The sequence below is a fragment of the Serinicoccus sp. CNJ-927 genome, from assembly GCF_001942435.1.
Lineage (GTDB): Bacteria > Actinomycetota > Actinomycetes > Actinomycetales > Dermatophilaceae > Ornithinicoccus > Ornithinicoccus marinus.
Genome location: NZ_MKKF01000010.1, coordinates 43,260 through 58,619 on the forward strand (window position 1 = coordinate 43,260; position 15,360 = coordinate 58,619).

The 15,360-nt window shown below is 71.6% G+C and carries 16 protein-coding genes and 2 pseudogenes; 5 read left to right on the forward strand and 13 right to left on the reverse strand.

All coding sequences use genetic code 11. From position 1 onward, the window contains the following. Window positions 1–5: 5 nt before the first annotated feature. The gene (locus BJF86_RS03860) at window positions 6–818 is read right to left on the reverse strand and encodes an MOSC domain-containing protein (protein WP_075817045.1); all 813 of its coding nucleotides are present in this window, start codon (window positions 816–818) and stop codon (window positions 6–8) included. A 62-nt stretch (window positions 819–880) separates the two neighbouring features. On the opposite strand from BJF86_RS03860, the gene BJF86_RS03865 reads away from it, so the two are divergent. Together BJF86_RS03865 and BJF86_RS03870 are read left to right on the forward strand one after the other, a co-directional pair. Beyond that, window positions 881–2,149 carry an Nramp family divalent metal transporter gene (locus BJF86_RS03865; protein WP_075817046.1) on the forward strand — a complete coding sequence of 423 codons (1,269 nt, stop codon included), beginning with the start codon at window positions 881–883 and terminating at the stop codon, window positions 2,147–2,149. A 92-nt stretch (window positions 2,150–2,241) separates the two neighbouring features. Then, the gene (locus tag BJF86_RS03870; RefSeq protein ID WP_083652698.1) at window positions 2,242–2,673 is read left to right on the forward strand and encodes a pyridoxamine 5'-phosphate oxidase family protein; all 432 of its coding nucleotides are present in this window, start codon (window positions 2,242–2,244) and stop codon (window positions 2,671–2,673) included. On the opposite strand, the gene BJF86_RS03875 is transcribed toward BJF86_RS03870, so the two are convergent. After that, a complete protein-coding gene (locus BJF86_RS03875) occupies window positions 2,615–3,529 on the reverse strand; it encodes a sulfite exporter TauE/SafE family protein (RefSeq protein ID WP_075817048.1) in 915 nt (304 codons plus the stop codon). The genes BJF86_RS03870 and BJF86_RS03875 overlap by 59 nt on opposite strands. A gap of 138 nt (window positions 3,530–3,667) precedes the next feature. Between BJF86_RS03875 and BJF86_RS03880 the strand changes: the two genes are divergently transcribed. Then, window positions 3,668–4,144, forward strand: a complete 477-nt coding sequence (locus tag BJF86_RS03880) for an RrF2 family transcriptional regulator (protein ID WP_075817063.1) — start codon at window positions 3,668–3,670, stop codon at window positions 4,142–4,144. Window positions 4,145–4,235: 91 nt separating this feature from the next. Here BJF86_RS03880 and acs read toward each other — a convergent pair. After that, a pseudogene (gene acs, locus BJF86_RS03885) lies at window positions 4,236–6,208 on the reverse strand (acetate--CoA ligase). Window positions 6,209–6,439: 231 nt separating this feature from the next. Between acs and BJF86_RS03890 the strand changes: the two are divergent. Continuing rightward, a complete protein-coding gene (locus BJF86_RS03890) occupies window positions 6,440–7,261 on the forward strand; it encodes a SurA N-terminal domain-containing protein (protein WP_075817049.1) in 822 nt (273 codons plus the stop codon). Window positions 7,262–7,270: 9 nt separating this feature from the next. On the opposite strand, the gene BJF86_RS03895 is transcribed toward BJF86_RS03890, so the two are convergent. The 9 genes and pseudogenes from BJF86_RS03895 to BJF86_RS03930 form a co-directional block, all read right to left on the reverse strand. Next, window positions 7,271–8,782, reverse strand: coding sequence for a cation acetate symporter (locus BJF86_RS03895; protein ID WP_075817050.1), 1,512 nt, complete (start codon window positions 8,780–8,782; stop codon window positions 7,271–7,273). A 3-nt stretch (window positions 8,783–8,785) separates the two neighbouring features. Further along, on the reverse strand, window positions 8,786–9,160 hold the full coding sequence (locus BJF86_RS03900; RefSeq protein WP_075817051.1) for a hypothetical protein: 375 nt from the start codon (window positions 9,158–9,160) through the stop codon (window positions 8,786–8,788). Further along, a complete protein-coding gene (locus BJF86_RS03905; protein WP_083652699.1) occupies window positions 9,157–9,918 on the reverse strand; it encodes a LytR/AlgR family response regulator transcription factor in 762 nt (253 codons plus the stop codon). The genes BJF86_RS03900 and BJF86_RS03905 overlap by 4 nt, the downstream gene beginning before the upstream one ends. A gap of 40 nt (window positions 9,919–9,958) precedes the next feature. Next, window positions 9,959–10,171, reverse strand: coding sequence for a type II toxin-antitoxin system VapC family toxin (locus BJF86_RS19725; protein WP_414819928.1), 213 nt, complete (start codon window positions 10,169–10,171; stop codon window positions 9,959–9,961). Beyond that, window positions 10,147–10,353, reverse strand: a complete 207-nt coding sequence (locus BJF86_RS18685) for a hypothetical protein (protein WP_237768076.1) — start codon at window positions 10,351–10,353, stop codon at window positions 10,147–10,149. Before BJF86_RS18685 ends, BJF86_RS19725 begins: the two co-directional genes overlap by 25 nt. Window positions 10,354–10,462: 109 nt before the next feature. After that, a pseudogene (locus tag BJF86_RS19730) lies at window positions 10,463–10,564 on the reverse strand (type II toxin-antitoxin system Phd/YefM family antitoxin); the annotation flags it as partial. Between the two features lie 39 nt (window positions 10,565–10,603). Further along, the gene (locus BJF86_RS03920; RefSeq protein WP_083652694.1) at window positions 10,604–11,815 is read right to left on the reverse strand and encodes a histidine kinase; all 1,212 of its coding nucleotides are present in this window, start codon (window positions 11,813–11,815) and stop codon (window positions 10,604–10,606) included. A gap of 9 nt (window positions 11,816–11,824) precedes the next feature. Further along, entirely contained in the window at window positions 11,825–13,375 is a 1,551-nt protein-coding gene (locus BJF86_RS03925) for an NCS2 family permease (RefSeq protein ID WP_083652695.1), read from the reverse strand. Next, on the reverse strand, window positions 13,356–13,727 hold the full coding sequence (locus tag BJF86_RS03930; RefSeq protein ID WP_083652696.1) for an amidohydrolase family protein: 372 nt from the start codon (window positions 13,725–13,727) through the stop codon (window positions 13,356–13,358). The genes BJF86_RS03925 and BJF86_RS03930 overlap by 20 nt, the downstream gene beginning before the upstream one ends. 109 nt (window positions 13,728–13,836) lie before the next feature. Here BJF86_RS03930 and BJF86_RS03935 point away from each other — a divergent pair, with 109 nt between their 5' ends. After that, window positions 13,837–14,241, forward strand: coding sequence for a hypothetical protein (locus tag BJF86_RS03935; protein WP_075817054.1), 405 nt, complete (start codon window positions 13,837–13,839; stop codon window positions 14,239–14,241). 182 nt (window positions 14,242–14,423) lie between these two features. Here BJF86_RS03935 and BJF86_RS03940 read toward each other — a convergent pair whose 3' ends face one another. Further along, the gene (locus BJF86_RS03940; RefSeq protein WP_075817055.1) at window positions 14,424–14,894 is read right to left on the reverse strand and encodes a hypothetical protein; all 471 of its coding nucleotides are present in this window, start codon (window positions 14,892–14,894) and stop codon (window positions 14,424–14,426) included. Between the last annotated feature and the right edge of the window lie 466 nt (window positions 14,895–15,360).

The following is a 15,360-nucleotide window of genomic DNA, read 5'->3' on the forward strand; positions in this document are numbered from 1 at the left end:
ACGACTCAGCCGGGAGCGACCTCGTCGCCGACCGTCACCTGCGCCGGCGCGTCGTCCAGCCCGACCGGCACGAGCCGGATGCCGAACCACGTCGTGCCGTCCCACCGGCGGTGCTGGGCCAGCGTCCGGATGGGCTCCTTGCCGGTCTCCAGCGTCTCGCCGTCGATCTGCGTCATGACGCACCGGTCGCACAGCTCGGTGCGTCGGTAGCGGACCTCCCCGATCGTCACGAACTCCCAGTCGTCCTCGGCGAAGGCGCTCTCCCCGTCGATCACGACGTTGGGCCGGAACCGCGACATCGGCACCGGCTCGCCACCTCCCTCGAGGATCCAGTCGCCCACCCGCGTCAGCGACACCTCGCTGGTCAGCAGGATCGGCCCGGCGTCGGCGAGCGACATCGACTCACCCTCCTGCCCGCCGTGCGCGCCGGAGATGCGCCGCACGCCGGGGTCCTCCTGCCAGACCAGGCGCAGCCCGCGCCCGACCTTCTCGGAGATCCACTCGCTGACGTCCGCGTCCGCGGGCGGGGCGAATCCCTGCCGCGAGTGGCCGACCGCCACCACCGGCACCCCGAGCGGGGTCTCCACCAGGATCGAGTCACCGTCACGCGCGGCGATCCGGATCGTCTCCTCGTCGACCTGCCGCGCGGTCAGCCCCAGCAGCCCGTGGCACTCGCGCGCGGTCACCGGGAAGCCGTCGGGACCGACCACGCCCCAGCGCCGGTCCCCCGCCAGCCCCCACGGCTCGACGCCCGAGGTGTCCACCGCCTCCCCGGCGAAGGACTTGACGGGATACCTCCACAGCTCGGTCACGCGCATACCTCAGCCTGCCACGCGCCCGTCCCGCGCTGGTCGACGCACACCCGGTGTAGACAGGACCCATGACGACGCAGTCTCAGACCGCCCCCGACTCCCGCGCCGGGTGGAGCCTCGTCGGCCCCGGCCTCATCGTCGCCGCGACCGGTGTCGGCGCCGCCGACCTGGTGGCGACGGTCATCGCCGGGCAGCGGTTCGGGTATGCCCTCCTCTGGGCGGTCATCGTCGGCTGCCTGATGAAGGTGGTCCTGGTGGAGGGCGCCGGCCGCTACTCGCTCGCCACCGGCAACACGATCTACGAGGGCTGGGCGACGCTCGGCCGCTGGACGACGTGGTACTTCGCGCCCTACATCGTCATCTGGGGCTTCGTCTACGGCGCCGCCGCGATGGCCGGGACGGGACTACCGCTCGCGAGCCTCTTCCCGGCGCTGTCCGTCACCTGGTGGGGCATCCTGTCCGGCCTCGTCGGTGCGGCGCTGGTGTGGTTCGGCCGGTATGCCCTCTTCGAGAAGGTCTGTGCGGCGCTCGTTGGACTGATGTTCGTGACGATGTTCGTCGCCGCGCTGCTCACGCTCCCCAACATCCCCGAGCTCGTGACCGGCCTCGTCCCCCGGATCCCCGAGGGCGGGCTCATCAACGTCCTGTCCGTCGCGGGCGGGGTGGGCGGCACGATCACGCTGGCCGCCTACGGCTACTGGATCCGGGAGAAGGGGTGGACCACCCCGGGGCACATGCGGGTCATGCGGCTCGACAACACCGTCGCCTACACCGTGACCGGCATCTTCGTCATCTCGACCCTGATCGTCGGCGCCGAGCTGCTCTACTCCGCCGGCATCGCGGTCGAGACCGGCGACGAGGGTCTGCTCGACCTCTCCGAGGTGCTCCGGGACCGCTATGGCGCGTGGGCCGGCACCGTCTTCCTCGTCGGCTTCTGGGCCGCCGCGATGAGCTCGCTGGTCGGGGTGTGGAACGGCGTCTCGATGATGTTCGCCGACTTCGTCGGTCACGTCCGCCGGCTGCCGAAGGACGACCCCAGCGTGCGGCTCGGCGGCACCTGGTACAAGGCCTACATCCTCTGGCTGACCTTCCCGCCGATGATCATGCTCTTCCTCGGCCGCCCGGTGTGGCTCATCCTGGCGTACGGCGTCCTCGGCGCCTTCTTCATGCCGTTCCTCGCCGTCACCCTGCTCTGGATCCTCAACACGGCCCGGACCCCGAAGGAGTGGCGCAACGGCCCGGTCGTCAACGTCCTCATGGGCGTCTGCGCCCTGCTGTTCGCCTGGCTCGCGGTCACCCAGGTGCAGGGCGCCGTCGAACGGGCCCTCGGAGGGTGACCCCGGCCAGGGCGTGAGGTCCGGGACCTACGGCCGGACGACGTACGACCTCAGGTAGTAGCATGGTCGTACCCGGACGACAGGAGCAGATGATGAGCGACTCGCCCACGACCACCCTCTCCGAGCGGGAGTGCTGGGACCTCCTCGGCCAGCACGAGTTCGGCCGCCTGGCCTACCACCTCACCGACGAGGTGCACATCGCCCCGGTCAACTACGCCGTCGACCGGGACCGCCTCGTCTTCCGCACCGCGGAGGGCTCCAAGCTGCTCGGTGTGGTGATGGACTCCGACGTCGCCTTCGAGATCGACCAGGTCGACGACGAGGCGGAGACCGCCTGGAGCGTCGTCGCCCGCGGCACCGCGGGGATCCTCGAGGGGCAGGAGGCCCGCGAGGTCGACAACCTGCGGCTGCGGCCGTGGGTCGGCACGGAGAAGTTCAACGTCGTCGCGATCACCGTGACGGAGGTCAGCGGGCGGAGCTTCGCTCTGAGTCGGCCGTGGAGGCATCTGCGGAGGCACGGCTGACGCGCAGCGCCGCCACGACGTAGCTCACCGCGCCCAGCCAGGCCGCGACGATCACCGCATACACCAGCGAGCGGGTGACGTCGCCGGCGTCGATCGCCTCGGACCGCAGGAGCGTCCGCGCGTTGGTGAGCACGATGAGGCCGCCGACGGCGACGCCGAGCAGGCGCGCCGGCACGATCCGCACCAGGAAGGCGGCGATGGGTGCGGCCACGACGCCGCCTGCCAGCAGCGCCAGCACCCAGGTGGGGTTGATGCCCTGGTGGCCGAGACCGACGAGGAAGCCCAGGCTGGCCGCGAGGGCGACGAGGAACTCCGAGGCGCTGATCGAGCCGACCACCTTCCGGGGCTCCATCCGCCCGCTCGCGAGCAGGGCGGGGGTGCCCACCGGACCCCAGCCGCCCCCTCCGGTCGCGTCGAGGAAGCCCGCGAAGAGGCCCAGCGGCGCGAGGAAGCGGCGGCGCAACGGCTGACCGAGGCGATCGGTGCGCATCCCGCTGCGGGTGAACCGGACGAGCAGGTAGACCCCGAGGGCGAGCAGGATCGTCGCCGTGATGGGCCGTGCCACCTCGGCGTCGATCGAGCTCAGCACGGTGGCGCCGAGGAAGGCGCCGACCGCGCCGGGCACACCCACCCGCAGCACGACCCTCCAGTCGACGTTGCCGAACCTCCAGTGGGCCGTGCCCGAGGCCAGGGTCGTGCCGATCTCGGCGAGGTGGACGGTGGCCGAGGCCGCCGCCGGGTTGGTGCCGAGCATGAGCAGCAGCGTGGTCGTCGTCACGCCGTAGGCCATGCCCAGGCCCCCGTCGACGAGCTGGGCGGCGAGACCGACGAGGCTGAGCAGGATGAGCTGGCGCATGGGTCCCCTCCTGGGGGTCGAGCGGCGCGGGGCAGGGCGGGAATCGCCCTATTCCTTTTAATCCTGTCGGTTCAGTAGGATTAATGTCAAGCGACGGTGCGACCGACCCCGCCCGGGCCGGTGCGAGACACTGGGGTGGTGGACATCTCGGCGCGCTCGGACTACGCGGTGCGGGCGATGCTGGCCCTGGCCGCCGACCACGACGACCCCGGCGCCGAGGAGCCCGCGCCCGTGTCGGTCGACCGGCTCGCCCAGGCGCAGGACCTGCCGGTGAAGTTCCTCGAGGCCATCGTCGCCGACCTGCGCCGGGCCGGGCTCGTCGCGTCTCGCCGCGGCGCCCGCGGCGGCTACCTGCTGTCCCGTCCTGCGGACCAGATCGCGGTCGGCGACATCATCCGCGCCGTCGACGGCCCGCTCGCCGAGGTGCGGGGCCTGCGGCCGCACGACACGGCATACCCCGGCGAGGCGGAGCATCTCCCCGCCCTCTGGGTCGCGACCCGGGCCGCGCTGCGGGAGGTCCTCGACGGGACCTCGCTGGCGCAGCTGCGCGACGGCACGTTCGCTCCCCCGGTGTCCGCGCTGCTGGACCAGCCGGACGCCTGGGAGAGCCGCTGAGGCGCCGCGACCGGGAGCCTCCACGTCGCAGGAGAGCCTCCTCGCGGAGGCTCTCCTGTGTCATGCCGGCGCTCAGTGCGTGCGAGGCTCCTCAGTCGCCGGAGTCCATGCCCTTGCTGATGAGGTCCATGACCGAGGAGTCGGCCAACGTGGTGACGTCGCCGACCTCGCGGTTCTCCGCGACGTCCTTGAGCAGGCGGCGCATGATCTTGCCCGAGCGGGTCTTGGGCAGCTCGGGCACGACCATGATCTGACGCGGCTTGGCGATGGCGCCGATCTCCTTGGCGACGTGCTGGCGCAGCTCGGCCACGAGGTCCTGCCCCTCGCCGGCCTCGTCGGCCTCCTCGACAGCCTCCTGCCGCAGGATGACGAAGGCGCAGATCGCCTGACCGGTCGTCTCGTCCGCCGCGCCGACGACCGCCGCCTCGGCGACCTTCGGGTGGCTGACCAGCGCCGACTCGATCTCCGCGGTCGACATCCGGTGGCCGGAGACGTTCATGACGTCGTCGACCCGCCCGAGCACCCAGATGTTGCCGTCCTCGTCGAGCTTGGCGCCGTCCCCGGCGAAGTACATGTCCTCGAACCGGCTCCAGTAGGTCTCCTTGTAACGCTCCGGGTCGCCCCAGATCCCGCGCAGCATCGACGGCCAGGGGTCGGTGACCACGAGGTAGCCGCCGGACCCCTTCTCCACCGGCTGCCCCATGTCGTCGACGACCACGGCGTTGATGCCCGGGATGGGGTGCTGCGCCGAGCCGGGCCGGGTCTCGGTGACGCCGGGGATCGGGGAGATCATGATGCCGCCGGTCTCGGTCTGCCACCACGTGTCGACGATCGGGCAGCGGCCCCCGCCGATGACCTCGCGGTACCACATCCACGCCTCGGGGTTGATCGGCTCACCGACCGACCCGAGCAGCTTGAGGCTGGAGAGGTCGAACTTCTCCGGGATCTCCTTGCCCCACTTCATGAAGGTCCGGATGGCCGTGGGCGCGGTGTAGAGGATCGTCACCTTCTTGTCCTGGACGATCTCCCAGAACCGGCCCTGGTGCGGGGTGTCCGGCGTGCCCTCGTACATCACCTGGGTCGCGCCCAGCGTCATCGGCCCGTAGACGATGTAGGAGTGCCCCGTCACCCAGCCGACGTCGGCGGTGCACCAGTAGACGTCCGTCTCCGGGTGGATGTCGTGCACGACGTGCGAGGTGTACGCCGTCTGCAGCAGGTAACCCCCGGTGGTGTGCACGATGCCCTTGGGCTTCCCGGTCGTGCCGGAGGTGTAGAGGATGAACAGCGGGTGCTCGGCGTCGAAGGCCTGCGCCTCGTGGGTCGCGTCGGCCGCCTCGAGCGCCTCGTGCCACCAGACGTCGCGGCCCTCGGTCCACTCGACGTCCTGCTCGGTGCGTCGCACCACGAGAACGTGCTCGACGGGGGTGTCCCCCTCCAGCGCGCCGTCGACCACGGACTTGAGCCCGGAGGGCTTGCCGCGGCGGTAGCCGCCGTCGGCGGTGATGACGACTTTGCTGTCGGCATCGGCGATGCGGCTGCGCAGTGCGTCGGAGGAGAAGCCGCCGAAGACGACGGAGTGCGGCGCGCCGAGCCGGGCGCAGGCCAGCATGGCGACGGCGGCCTCGGGCACCATCGGCAGGTAGATCATCACCGTGTCGCCCTCGCGCACACCGAGGTCGGTGAGCGCGTTCGCGGCCCGCTGCACCTGCTCGTGCAGCTCGGCATACGTGATGTCGCGGGTGTCGTCCTCGGGCTCGCCGACCCAGTGGATCGCGACCCGGTCGCCGTGCCCGGCCTCGACGTGCCGGTCGACCGCGTTGACGCAGGCGTTGAGCCGGCCGCCGACGAACCACTTGGCGAAGGGCGCCTCGGACCAGTCGAGCACCTGGTCGAAGTCGGTCTCCCAGTCCAGGTAGGTCCGCGCCTGCTCGGCCCAGAAGCCTCCCGGTCCTCCCGGGCCCGGTCGAACAGCTCGCTCGAGCCGTTGGCCTGGGCGGCGAACTCATCGCTCGGGGCGAAGGTGCGCTCCTCGTGCAGCAGGTTGGACAGTCCCTCGTCGGACATCGGTGCTCCTCGCGCTCGGGGTCGGTCCCGAGTATGCCGTGCCCCACCCCCGGGGCGCAGGTCCGGCCGGTCACCGGGTGCTGATCCTGCGGCGAGCGGCGCCCGACGCGCGCCCGGCGGCCGGCATCCTCCGCACCTGCGTGAAGCCTGGGAGAATCCCGGGTGGGTGGCCCATGCGGGCGTGCTAGTTTCCGCGGCTTGCACACCCGCACCCGACCAGGGAGATGGACGATGTCCGCTCGACGGAAGCTCGCCACGATCAGCCTAGGCCTGACCCTCAGCCTCGCCGGCCTCACCGCGTGCAGCACCGACGGCGGTGGCGACGGCGACGCCGCGAGCAGCAGCAGCCCCGCGCCGGACGACGCCGCCAGCAGCAGCGCAGCGCCGGAGCTCCCCGAGGCCATGCCCGAGCCGGACCTGAGCGAGGTCCCGGACCCGGTCGCCACGGTCAACGGGGAGGACGTGGCCAAGGACGAGTTCGCCACCTACTACGAGAGCCAGTTCGCCAGCGCCTCCGGGCAGGCGCAGATGAGCGGCGAGGAGCTGGACACCGAGCAGCTCCAGGCCGACACCCTCGACACCGTCGTCGACAGCGTGCTGCTGCGGCAGGCGGCGGAGGAGGCCGGCCTCGAGCCCACCGAGGAGGAGGTCGACGGGCTGCTCGAGGAGCTCGCGACCGGCAACGGCCTGGAGTCCGTCGAGGAGTTCCTCGGCGTCCTCGAGGAGCAGGGCATGGACGAGGAGACGGCGCGCCGGGAGGCCAGCGCCCAGCTCGCGATCCAGGCCTATGTCGAGGAGGAGGCGCAGGTCGAGGACCCCTCGGACGAGGAGCTGCGGGACTACTACGACGAGCTCGTCGCCCAGCAGGAGGAGGCGGCCCCCGAGGGTGAGTCGGGCGCGAGCGGCACCGCCGCCCCGCAGCCCGAGATCCCCGAGTTCGACGAGGTCAAGGACCAGCTCGCCGAGCAGCTCCGGGCCGAGGAGCAGGCCGCCGCCACCGACGAGCTCATCGCGGCCCTGCGCGAGGACGCGGAGATCACCAGCCACCTCTGACCCGCCAAGTCAGGCCGTGAGGTCCTCCGGGGTATGCAGCCGCACCAGCGTGCGGGCCGCTCCCCGGGGGATCCCGGCCGGGGTCCGCAATGAGACCCCGACCATGACGGCGCAGACGAGCGGCACGATCCAGGCCGCGGGCTGTGCCAGCAGGGCGGCGGCCCAGCCGTCCGATCCGTCGGCGAGCACGGTGCTGGCGACCGCTGCGGTCGCCAGCACCGTGCCGGTCACCAGCCCGGCGGCGGCACCCTGTACCGAGAGCCTCGGCCACCAGACCCCGAGCGCCAGCAGTGGGAAGAACGTCGAGGCCGCGATGACGAAGGCCAGCGTCACGAAGGCCGCCAGCGGCACCTCGGGGAAGACCCCGACCCCGGCCACCGGCACGAGCACGGCCAGCACCGCGGCGATCCGGAAGCCGGCGACCTCCGAGGCGTCGCCCGGCACCACCCGGGCCAGCACCGGCCGCACGACGTCCTGGTTGAGCACGCCGGTCACGGCGAGAGCCAGCCCGGAGGAGGTGGAGAGGAAGGCCGCGAAGGCCCCGCCGGCCAGGGCGGCGAGGAGGAGCTCGGCGCCCAGTCCGGGCAGCACCTCCGCGGGGAGCCGCAGCACCACCGTGTCCGGCCGCTCCCCCGCTCCCAGGGTGGGCAGGTAGGCCCGGCCGAGGAGGGCATACACGACGGTGACGACGTAGAACAGGCCGAGCAGCACGAGCACCCGCACCGTGGTGCGGCGGGCAGCGGTGCCGTCGGGGTTGGTGTAGTAGCGCACGACGACGTGCGGCAGCCCCATCGTCCCGAGCGCCAGCGCGAGCACCAGCGACAGGGTGCGGTAGAGCCCGTGCCCACCGCCCGCAGGGCCGCCGCCCGGCAGCACCCAGCTCTGCGCGACGTCCAGGCCGGGCCCCCGGCTGCCCCACCACACGGCGAGCAGGATGCCCGCGGGGACCGCGAGCGCGGTGAGCTTGATCCAGTACTGCACCGCCTGCACCAGGGTGATCGAGCGCATACCCCCTGCCGCGACGGACAGCACCACGACGACCACGACGACGCCCGGACCCAGCCACAGCGGCGCGCCGGACACCAGCCGGAGCGTGAAGCCGGCGCCCTGCAGCTGCGGCACGAGGTAGAGCCACCCGATGAAGACGACCAGGACCGAGCACAGGTGGCGCACCAGGCGGGACTCGAGCCGGGCCTCGGCGAAGTCGGGCAGCGTGTAGGCCCCCGAGCGGCGCAGCGGGGCCGCGACGAGCACGAGCAGCACGAGGTAGCCCACGGTGTAGCCGATCGGGTACCACAGCGCGTCCACGCCCTGGTCGTAGATCAGCCCGGCGACGCCGAGGAAGCTGGCGGCGGAGAGATACTCCCCGCCGATCGCGGCGGCGTTGCGCTGCGGCGAGACCGCGCGGCCGGCGACGTAGAAGTCGCTGGTCCGCCGAGACAGCCGCAGCGCGAAAGCGCTCAGCGCGACCGTGACCAGGCAGACGAGCAGCACGGCGCCACCGGCGAGGCTGGCGGCCACGGCTCAGCGCTCCTGCGCGGTCGCGGAGAGCCGGCGCTCGACCCGGGTCGCCGCCCGGGTGTACCACGCGGCGACCGCGACGAGGACGGGATAGACGAGGACCGCGAGCACCGGCCAGACGACGGGGACCCCGGCGAGCCGGACGTCCCGCGCGGCCGGCAGGACGGCATACAGGACGGGTATGCCTCCCAGGACCAGCGCGAGCCCGGCCAGCACGAGCAGCGCGAGCCGGAGCTGGGCCCGCAGCAGACCCCGCAGGTAGAGCTCCCCGGCCCCGGTCTGCTCGACGAGGGACGCGGCGAGCGGGCGGCGACGGGCGGCGGTGGCACCGCGGCGCGAGGAGGTGACGCGGACCCGCGCGCCGTCCTGCCCGCTCATCCGCCGGTCGCGAGCACCCGCTCGCGCACCGCCCGTGCGTGCCGGCGGGCGACCGGCAGCTCGGGGCCGTCGGGCAGCAACCGGAGCGCGAGCCTGCCCTGCCCCTGGCGGACCTGCCCGACGTGGGCGAGGTTGACGAGGGTGGAGCGGTGGATGCGGACGAAGCCGGCGTCGCCCCAGCGGGTCTCCAGCGTGGTGAGCGGCACCCGGAGCAGGTGCGAGGCCGAGCCGGTGAAGAGCCGCACGTAGTCGCCCTGAGCCTGGACGTAGCGGACCGTCGAGCGCCGAACGAAGCGGGTCACCCCGCCCAGCTCGACGGCGATCCGCTCGTCCGCCGGCTCACCGGTCGTGGCGGTGGAGCGCTCGGGATCCTGTGCCGGGTCGGCGGCAGTGCGCTGCGCCAGGGCGCCGACCACCCGGTCCACCGCCTGCGCGAGCCGAGCCGGTGAGACCGGCTTCATGACGTAGTCGACCGCCTGCACCGCGAAGGCGTCCACGGCGTGCTCCTCGTGGGCGGTGACGAAGACGACGAGCGGCGAGCGCTCGGACCGGGCGACCACCCGGGCCAGGTCCATGCCGTCGAGGCCCGGCATGGAGATGTCGGAGAAGACGACGTCGACGCCACCGGCCTCGAGCACCCGCAGCGCATCGGCCCCCGACCCCACCGGCTGCACGCTCTCGCACCGCCCGTCCCGCTCGAGCAGGAAAGTCAGCTCGGAGAGGGCAGGCGGTTCGTCGTCGACGACGAGAGCGCGCATGCCGGCCATCGTAGGGCGGGGCCCTCCGGGCGGCGTCGGGTCACACCATCCAGAGGCGGGGTGCGGGCAGTTGCCTCATCGCGCTGTCCCGGGTCACCAGGGTCGCGGACTCGACGATGCCCTGGGCCACGAGCAGCCGATCGAAGGGGTCACGGTGCTGCCAGCTCATGGACCCTGCCAGCAATGCGTGCGTACCGGTGATGGGAAGCTCTTCGGCACCGATGTCGGCTATCCGGCGCGACCAGGCGTCCACCAGCCCGGGGCGACGAGCTTGCCGAGTCGCACCTTCGTCGCTACCTCCAGGGCCGACACCGCGGAGACGAGCAGGACGTTGCGGCGATCGGCGAGGTGGCCTCGCTGCTCCTCGTCCAGCTGTCCTGGATCCCCGATCAGCCACAGCAGTACGTGGGTGTCCAGCAGATACGTCACTCCCACCGGTCGAGCTCCTCCTCAGGGAGCGAGTCATCGAAGCCTTCGGAACGGTGATCTCCATGGGGCCGAAGGCGCGCGGCGGCGCCGCGACGACCGGTCGCAGCTCGGCGATCGGCACTCCCGCCCGAGAGATGGTCACCCGCTCTCCCGCCTCCACTCGGGCCAGGAGCCGCGACAGATGCGTCTTGGCCTCTTGGACATTGACAGTCTTCATGCTTCTAGTCTGGTTGGTCTGGTCAACGTGGTCAAGAGCTCATGCGTCCGGGTGGACGCCGGGGGCATACTTCGGCACGCGGAACATCACCTTGGTGCCGAGCCCGGGGGCGGTCTCGACGACGAGGCCCTGGTCGTCGCCGTAGACCTGGCGCAGCCGGGCGTCGACGTTGCCCAGGCCCATCCCCTCGCCGCCGCTGCCGTCCGCCGCGGGCTCGCCGTCCAGGGCGCGCCGGACCAGCTCGGGGTCGGACCCGACGCCGTCGTCCTCCACGGCGATCTCGGCCAGGTCGCCGAGGTCGGTGCCGGTGATCGTCACCGTGCCGACCCCCTCCTTGCCGGCCAGCCCGTGCCGCACGGCGTTCTCCACCAGCGGCTGCACCGCGAGATAGGGCACCGCGACCGGCAGCACCTCCGGAGCGATGAGCAGGTTGACCCGCAGCCGCTCGCCGAAGCGCGCCTGCTCCAGCACGAGGTAGCGCTCGACGTTGCGCAGCTCGTCGGCGAGGGTCGTGTAGACGCCGCCGCGGCGCAGGGCATACCGGGTGAAGTCGGCGAACTCGAGCAGCAGCTCGCGCGCGCGGTCGGGGTCGGTGCGCACGAAGGAGGCGATCGCGCCGAGCGAGTTGTAGATGAAGTGGGGGCTGATCTGGGCGCGCAGGCTGCGCAGCTCGGCCTCCATCGCCCGGGTCCGCTCGCGGTCGAGCTCGCCCAGCTCGAGCTGGCCGCTCACCCAGGTGGCCAGCTGCTCGGTCGCCCGGGCCAGGCCCGCGGAAGGGCGCGGGGAGTATGCCGCGAGCGCGCCGATGACGCGGTCGTCGACCACGAGCGGGGCGACGACCCCGGCGCGGACCGGGCACTCCGGCACCTCGCACGGCAGGTCGGCCCGGGTCAGGACGGCCACGTCACCGCTGGCGAGGACCCGGGCGGCGTGACCCGCGGCCTGCTCGCGGTGATGGTCCCCGAGGCCGGACCAGGCCAGCGCCTGCTGGCTGTCGCAGACCGCGAGCGCGGTCGCGCCGAGCATGGTGCGCAGGTGCCGGGCGGCGGGGTCGGCGTGGCTCTCGGTGAAGCCGGCGCGCAGGCTGCGGCCGGCCTGGGCACCGGAGCGCAGCGTCTCGTAGGTCTGCTGGTCGGTCTCGGAGAGAAAGCCGCGGGCCGTGCGGCGCCGCCACCACCACGCGACCAGGTGCACCAGCACGACCACGGCGAGCACCAGCAGGGCGGTGGGCAGGTGCAGGTCGCCGGGCATGGCCGGACCCTACTCGCCGAGCCAGACGTAACGGGCCAGCAGCAGCGCCGCGACGATGTAGAGGATCCAGTGGACCTCCTTGGCCTTGCCGGTCAGGGCCTTGATCGCGCAGTAGCTGATGATGCCCATGGAGACGCCGTTGGCGATGGAGAAGGTCAGCGGCATCACCATGATCGTGAGGAAGGCAGGCACGCCCTCGGCCACCTGGTCCCACTCGATGTGCCGGATGCCGTCCATCATCAGCGCGCCGACGAGCACCAGGGCCGGTGCCGTCGCGGCCCCCGGGACCACCCCGGCGAGCGGCCACAGGAACAGCGAGAGACCGAAGAGCAGGCCGGTGACCGTGGCGGTGAGGCCGGTGCGCCCGCCCTCCTCGATGCCGGACGCGCTCTCGACGTACGCCGTGGTCGTCGACGTCCCCATCGCAGCGCCGAACATGCAGGCCAGGCCGTCCATGGAGAAGACCGTCTTGGCGCGCGGCATGTCACCCTTCTCGTCCAGGTAGCCCGAGCGCTGGGCCAGGCCGGTCAGCGTGCCGGTGGCGTCGAAGAAGTCGACGAAGAAGAAGGTGAAGACGACGCTGAGCAGGCCCAGGCCGAGCGCGCCCACGATGTCCATCTGACCGACGAGGTCCGAGGGCCACACCGGCGCACCGACGATGCCGTCGGTGAACCCGCCGAAGGCCGCCGGGGACCCGTCCGCTCCCGTGTAGACCTCGGCCCGGGTGACGATCGCCAGCAGCGAGGTCACGAGGATGCCCCAGAGGATCGCTCCCTTGACCCGCAGCTGCAGCAGCACCGCGGTGAAGATGAGGCCGATGACCGCCAGCCAGGCGCTCGGGGCTCCCAGGTCGCCGAGCCCGACGAGGGTGGCCTCGTTGGCGACGACGATGCCGGCGCTGCGCAGCCCCAGCAGGGCCAGGAAGGAGCCGATGCCGGCGGTGATCGCCAGCTTGAGGCCCATGGGTATGCCCTGGACGATCGCCTTCCGCACACCGAGCACGCTGAGCACGACGAAGAGGACGCCGGAGATGAAGACGGCGCCGAGCGCGGTCTGCCAGGCCACCCCCATCCCGAGGACGACGGTGAAGGCGAAGAAGGCGTTGAGCCCCATCCCGGGAGCCTGCGCGAAGGGGTAGCGCGCGATGAGCCCCATGACGAGCGAGCCGAACATCGCGGCGATGCAGGTCACCGAGAGGAGCTGGACGAAGGTGGTCGGGCCGACGTCGATGGCGTTGCCGAGCACGTTGGGGTTGACGAAGATGATGTAGCTCATCGTCAGGAAGGTCGTCAGCCCCGCCCGCAGCTCGATCGGCACGGTGGAACCCGAGGAGCTGATGCCGAAGAAGCGGTCGAGCCCGTTCTTGGGCTGGGTGGGCGCGCCGGCACGTGCTGCGTCGCTGCCCCGGACGACCCCGCCGCGGTGGTCGGCCTGCTGCGCGGCGACCTCGGCCCGCGAGGTGTCGTGGGTGCCGGTGTCGAGCTGGTCGGGGGTGGCCGAGTGCGGATCGGCCAGCGAGCCGCCCTCGGTGGGCGGACGGTCAGGGTCGTGCGTGGACATGGCTGCTCCTTGGGGTATGCGTGGTGCTGGCAGGTGCGTGGCCGGCCACGAGCCGACCCCCCACCCAGGTGGCGGCGACATCTCCCGGGGTGCCCAGGACGAAGATCCGGGCCAGCCTCTCAGAGTCTCCGGGCGCGTGCCGCAGTGCCGTGTCCAGCGTGCTGCCGGCGGGCGGTGCGAGCCAGAGCGCGTCGAACTCCTTGCCGACGCCGAAGTCGCCGACCTGCTGGCCGAGACCGAGCGCGCCGGCCCCGGCGGCGGTGGCGAGGTAGAGCAGGTGCGCCGGGGTGAGCGGCACCCCGTCGGCGGCGGGCGACTCGTCCCCTTGAGCCCCGAATGCGGCGTTATGCAAGGTTCAGATGGGCAAAGTCTGATCCTCTTCTTCTCGGCGGAGACTGACCCCGCGTGGAGTACCGTTCGTCTCACAGTGCCCTCAGCGGCTTCCCGAAGGGCGGTTCTCGATGGACCTGAGCACCCGTCGCAACATCGCGGCCGCCATCATGCTGCTGCTCATGCTGGCACCCTTCACGATGTTGACCGCCCCCAGCTCGGACGTGGGACACAAGGCCCTGCTGGCCGGACTCGGGCTCGTGGTGGTCGGGCTCTGGCGCATCTTCGTCGCGCTCTGGGGGCCCGTCGTCGCTCTGCTGACGTGGGGGGCCGCGTGGCCCATGTACTTCCTGATCTCGTGGCTGCTCGTCGCCGGCCTGTGGCCAGCACCGGAGAGCTCGTGGGGGCACTTCGCGCTTGTGTTCCCTGCCTGGGTGGCCATCGTGCTGCTCGTGAGCGGCACGCTCGTGCATCTGCTCGAGGTCGAGCAGCGTCAGGCCTCGACGACCCAGTCCCTGAGAACTTCGAATGTGTAGATTTATGGCTCGGACGAGTCGAAAGCTCGCGGCGCCGAGGCGCCAACGGACCTGGCCGACCTGTCGGTAAGGCCTCCACTCGGGTTGCTCGCGTCACAGCGGGCGAGAAGGGCAGGAAGTAGACCCCGGTGGGGCGCCAGGACTCGCCCCGACCGTCGCGATGCCCAACCGGCGCGCCAGCCTTACAGCGGTGGCACCTGGTAAGTGTCGACCTTCCAGTCCCAGGCGCCCATGTCATGCGGGTTCAGGTTCAGCAGCGAGTTGAGCACCATGGCCATGAGGACATCGGAAACCTCGACCCACAGGCCGTCCCGGTCGGGCAGCGTGCCGCTCTCGGCAGGGATGGGTTCGGCGTTGGCCACCCAGGTCCAGAACGGTTCCTCAAAGTCGGGCGGGTCACCGACTTGGATGGCGGTGTCCGACTCGTCCAGCCCGTAGCTCAGCCGCCGCTTGAGTCCGCCACGGTCCCACCAGTCGAACTCCTCCCAGCCAATCTTCGTGTTGCGCGCGACGTGGCGCATCTCGCCCGCGGTGACGTCCAGGCTGCGCCAGGGCTCGATCTGCGGGTCCACGCTCAGGATGCTCGTGCTGGCCATGTAGAAGGTGTGCTCGTCGTGACCGAACGCTACGACCTCAGGGTCCTGCTCGGCCAACAGCCTCCCACCCGAACCCTCCGGATGGGTGACTACACCCCCATTAGGCGCAGCGACTGAACGAGCAGGCTGCAGAGGATCGCTCGAAAAGGGTCGTCACCGCGCCAGGTCGATCGTGGCCCTGGCCGTGACAAACAGCGCGTTATGTCCCGAATCGCCTCCGCACTCAACCTATGGCGGTGGGACGCGGCCGTGCTGGGTGCCTCACGTTCGGAATCGCGTCATTCCCGATGGGCTGCTTCGCAAGAGCCGCGACCGTTCCTCTCGCGACCGAGACGGATCGTCGCCCCGACGGTTGCCGCCAGGGTGCCTGGCTCATGCCGCGTCCAGTCGGCCTGCTGGAGGTGCCGATGACTTACGTATGTCGGCGGCGCTTGAAAAGTAGACAGTAGCGGCGCTCGAAAAGTGGACACTCCGCCAACGATTGGAGTGTGATCACCATGGAGGACTGGGCGCTGATCAGGAG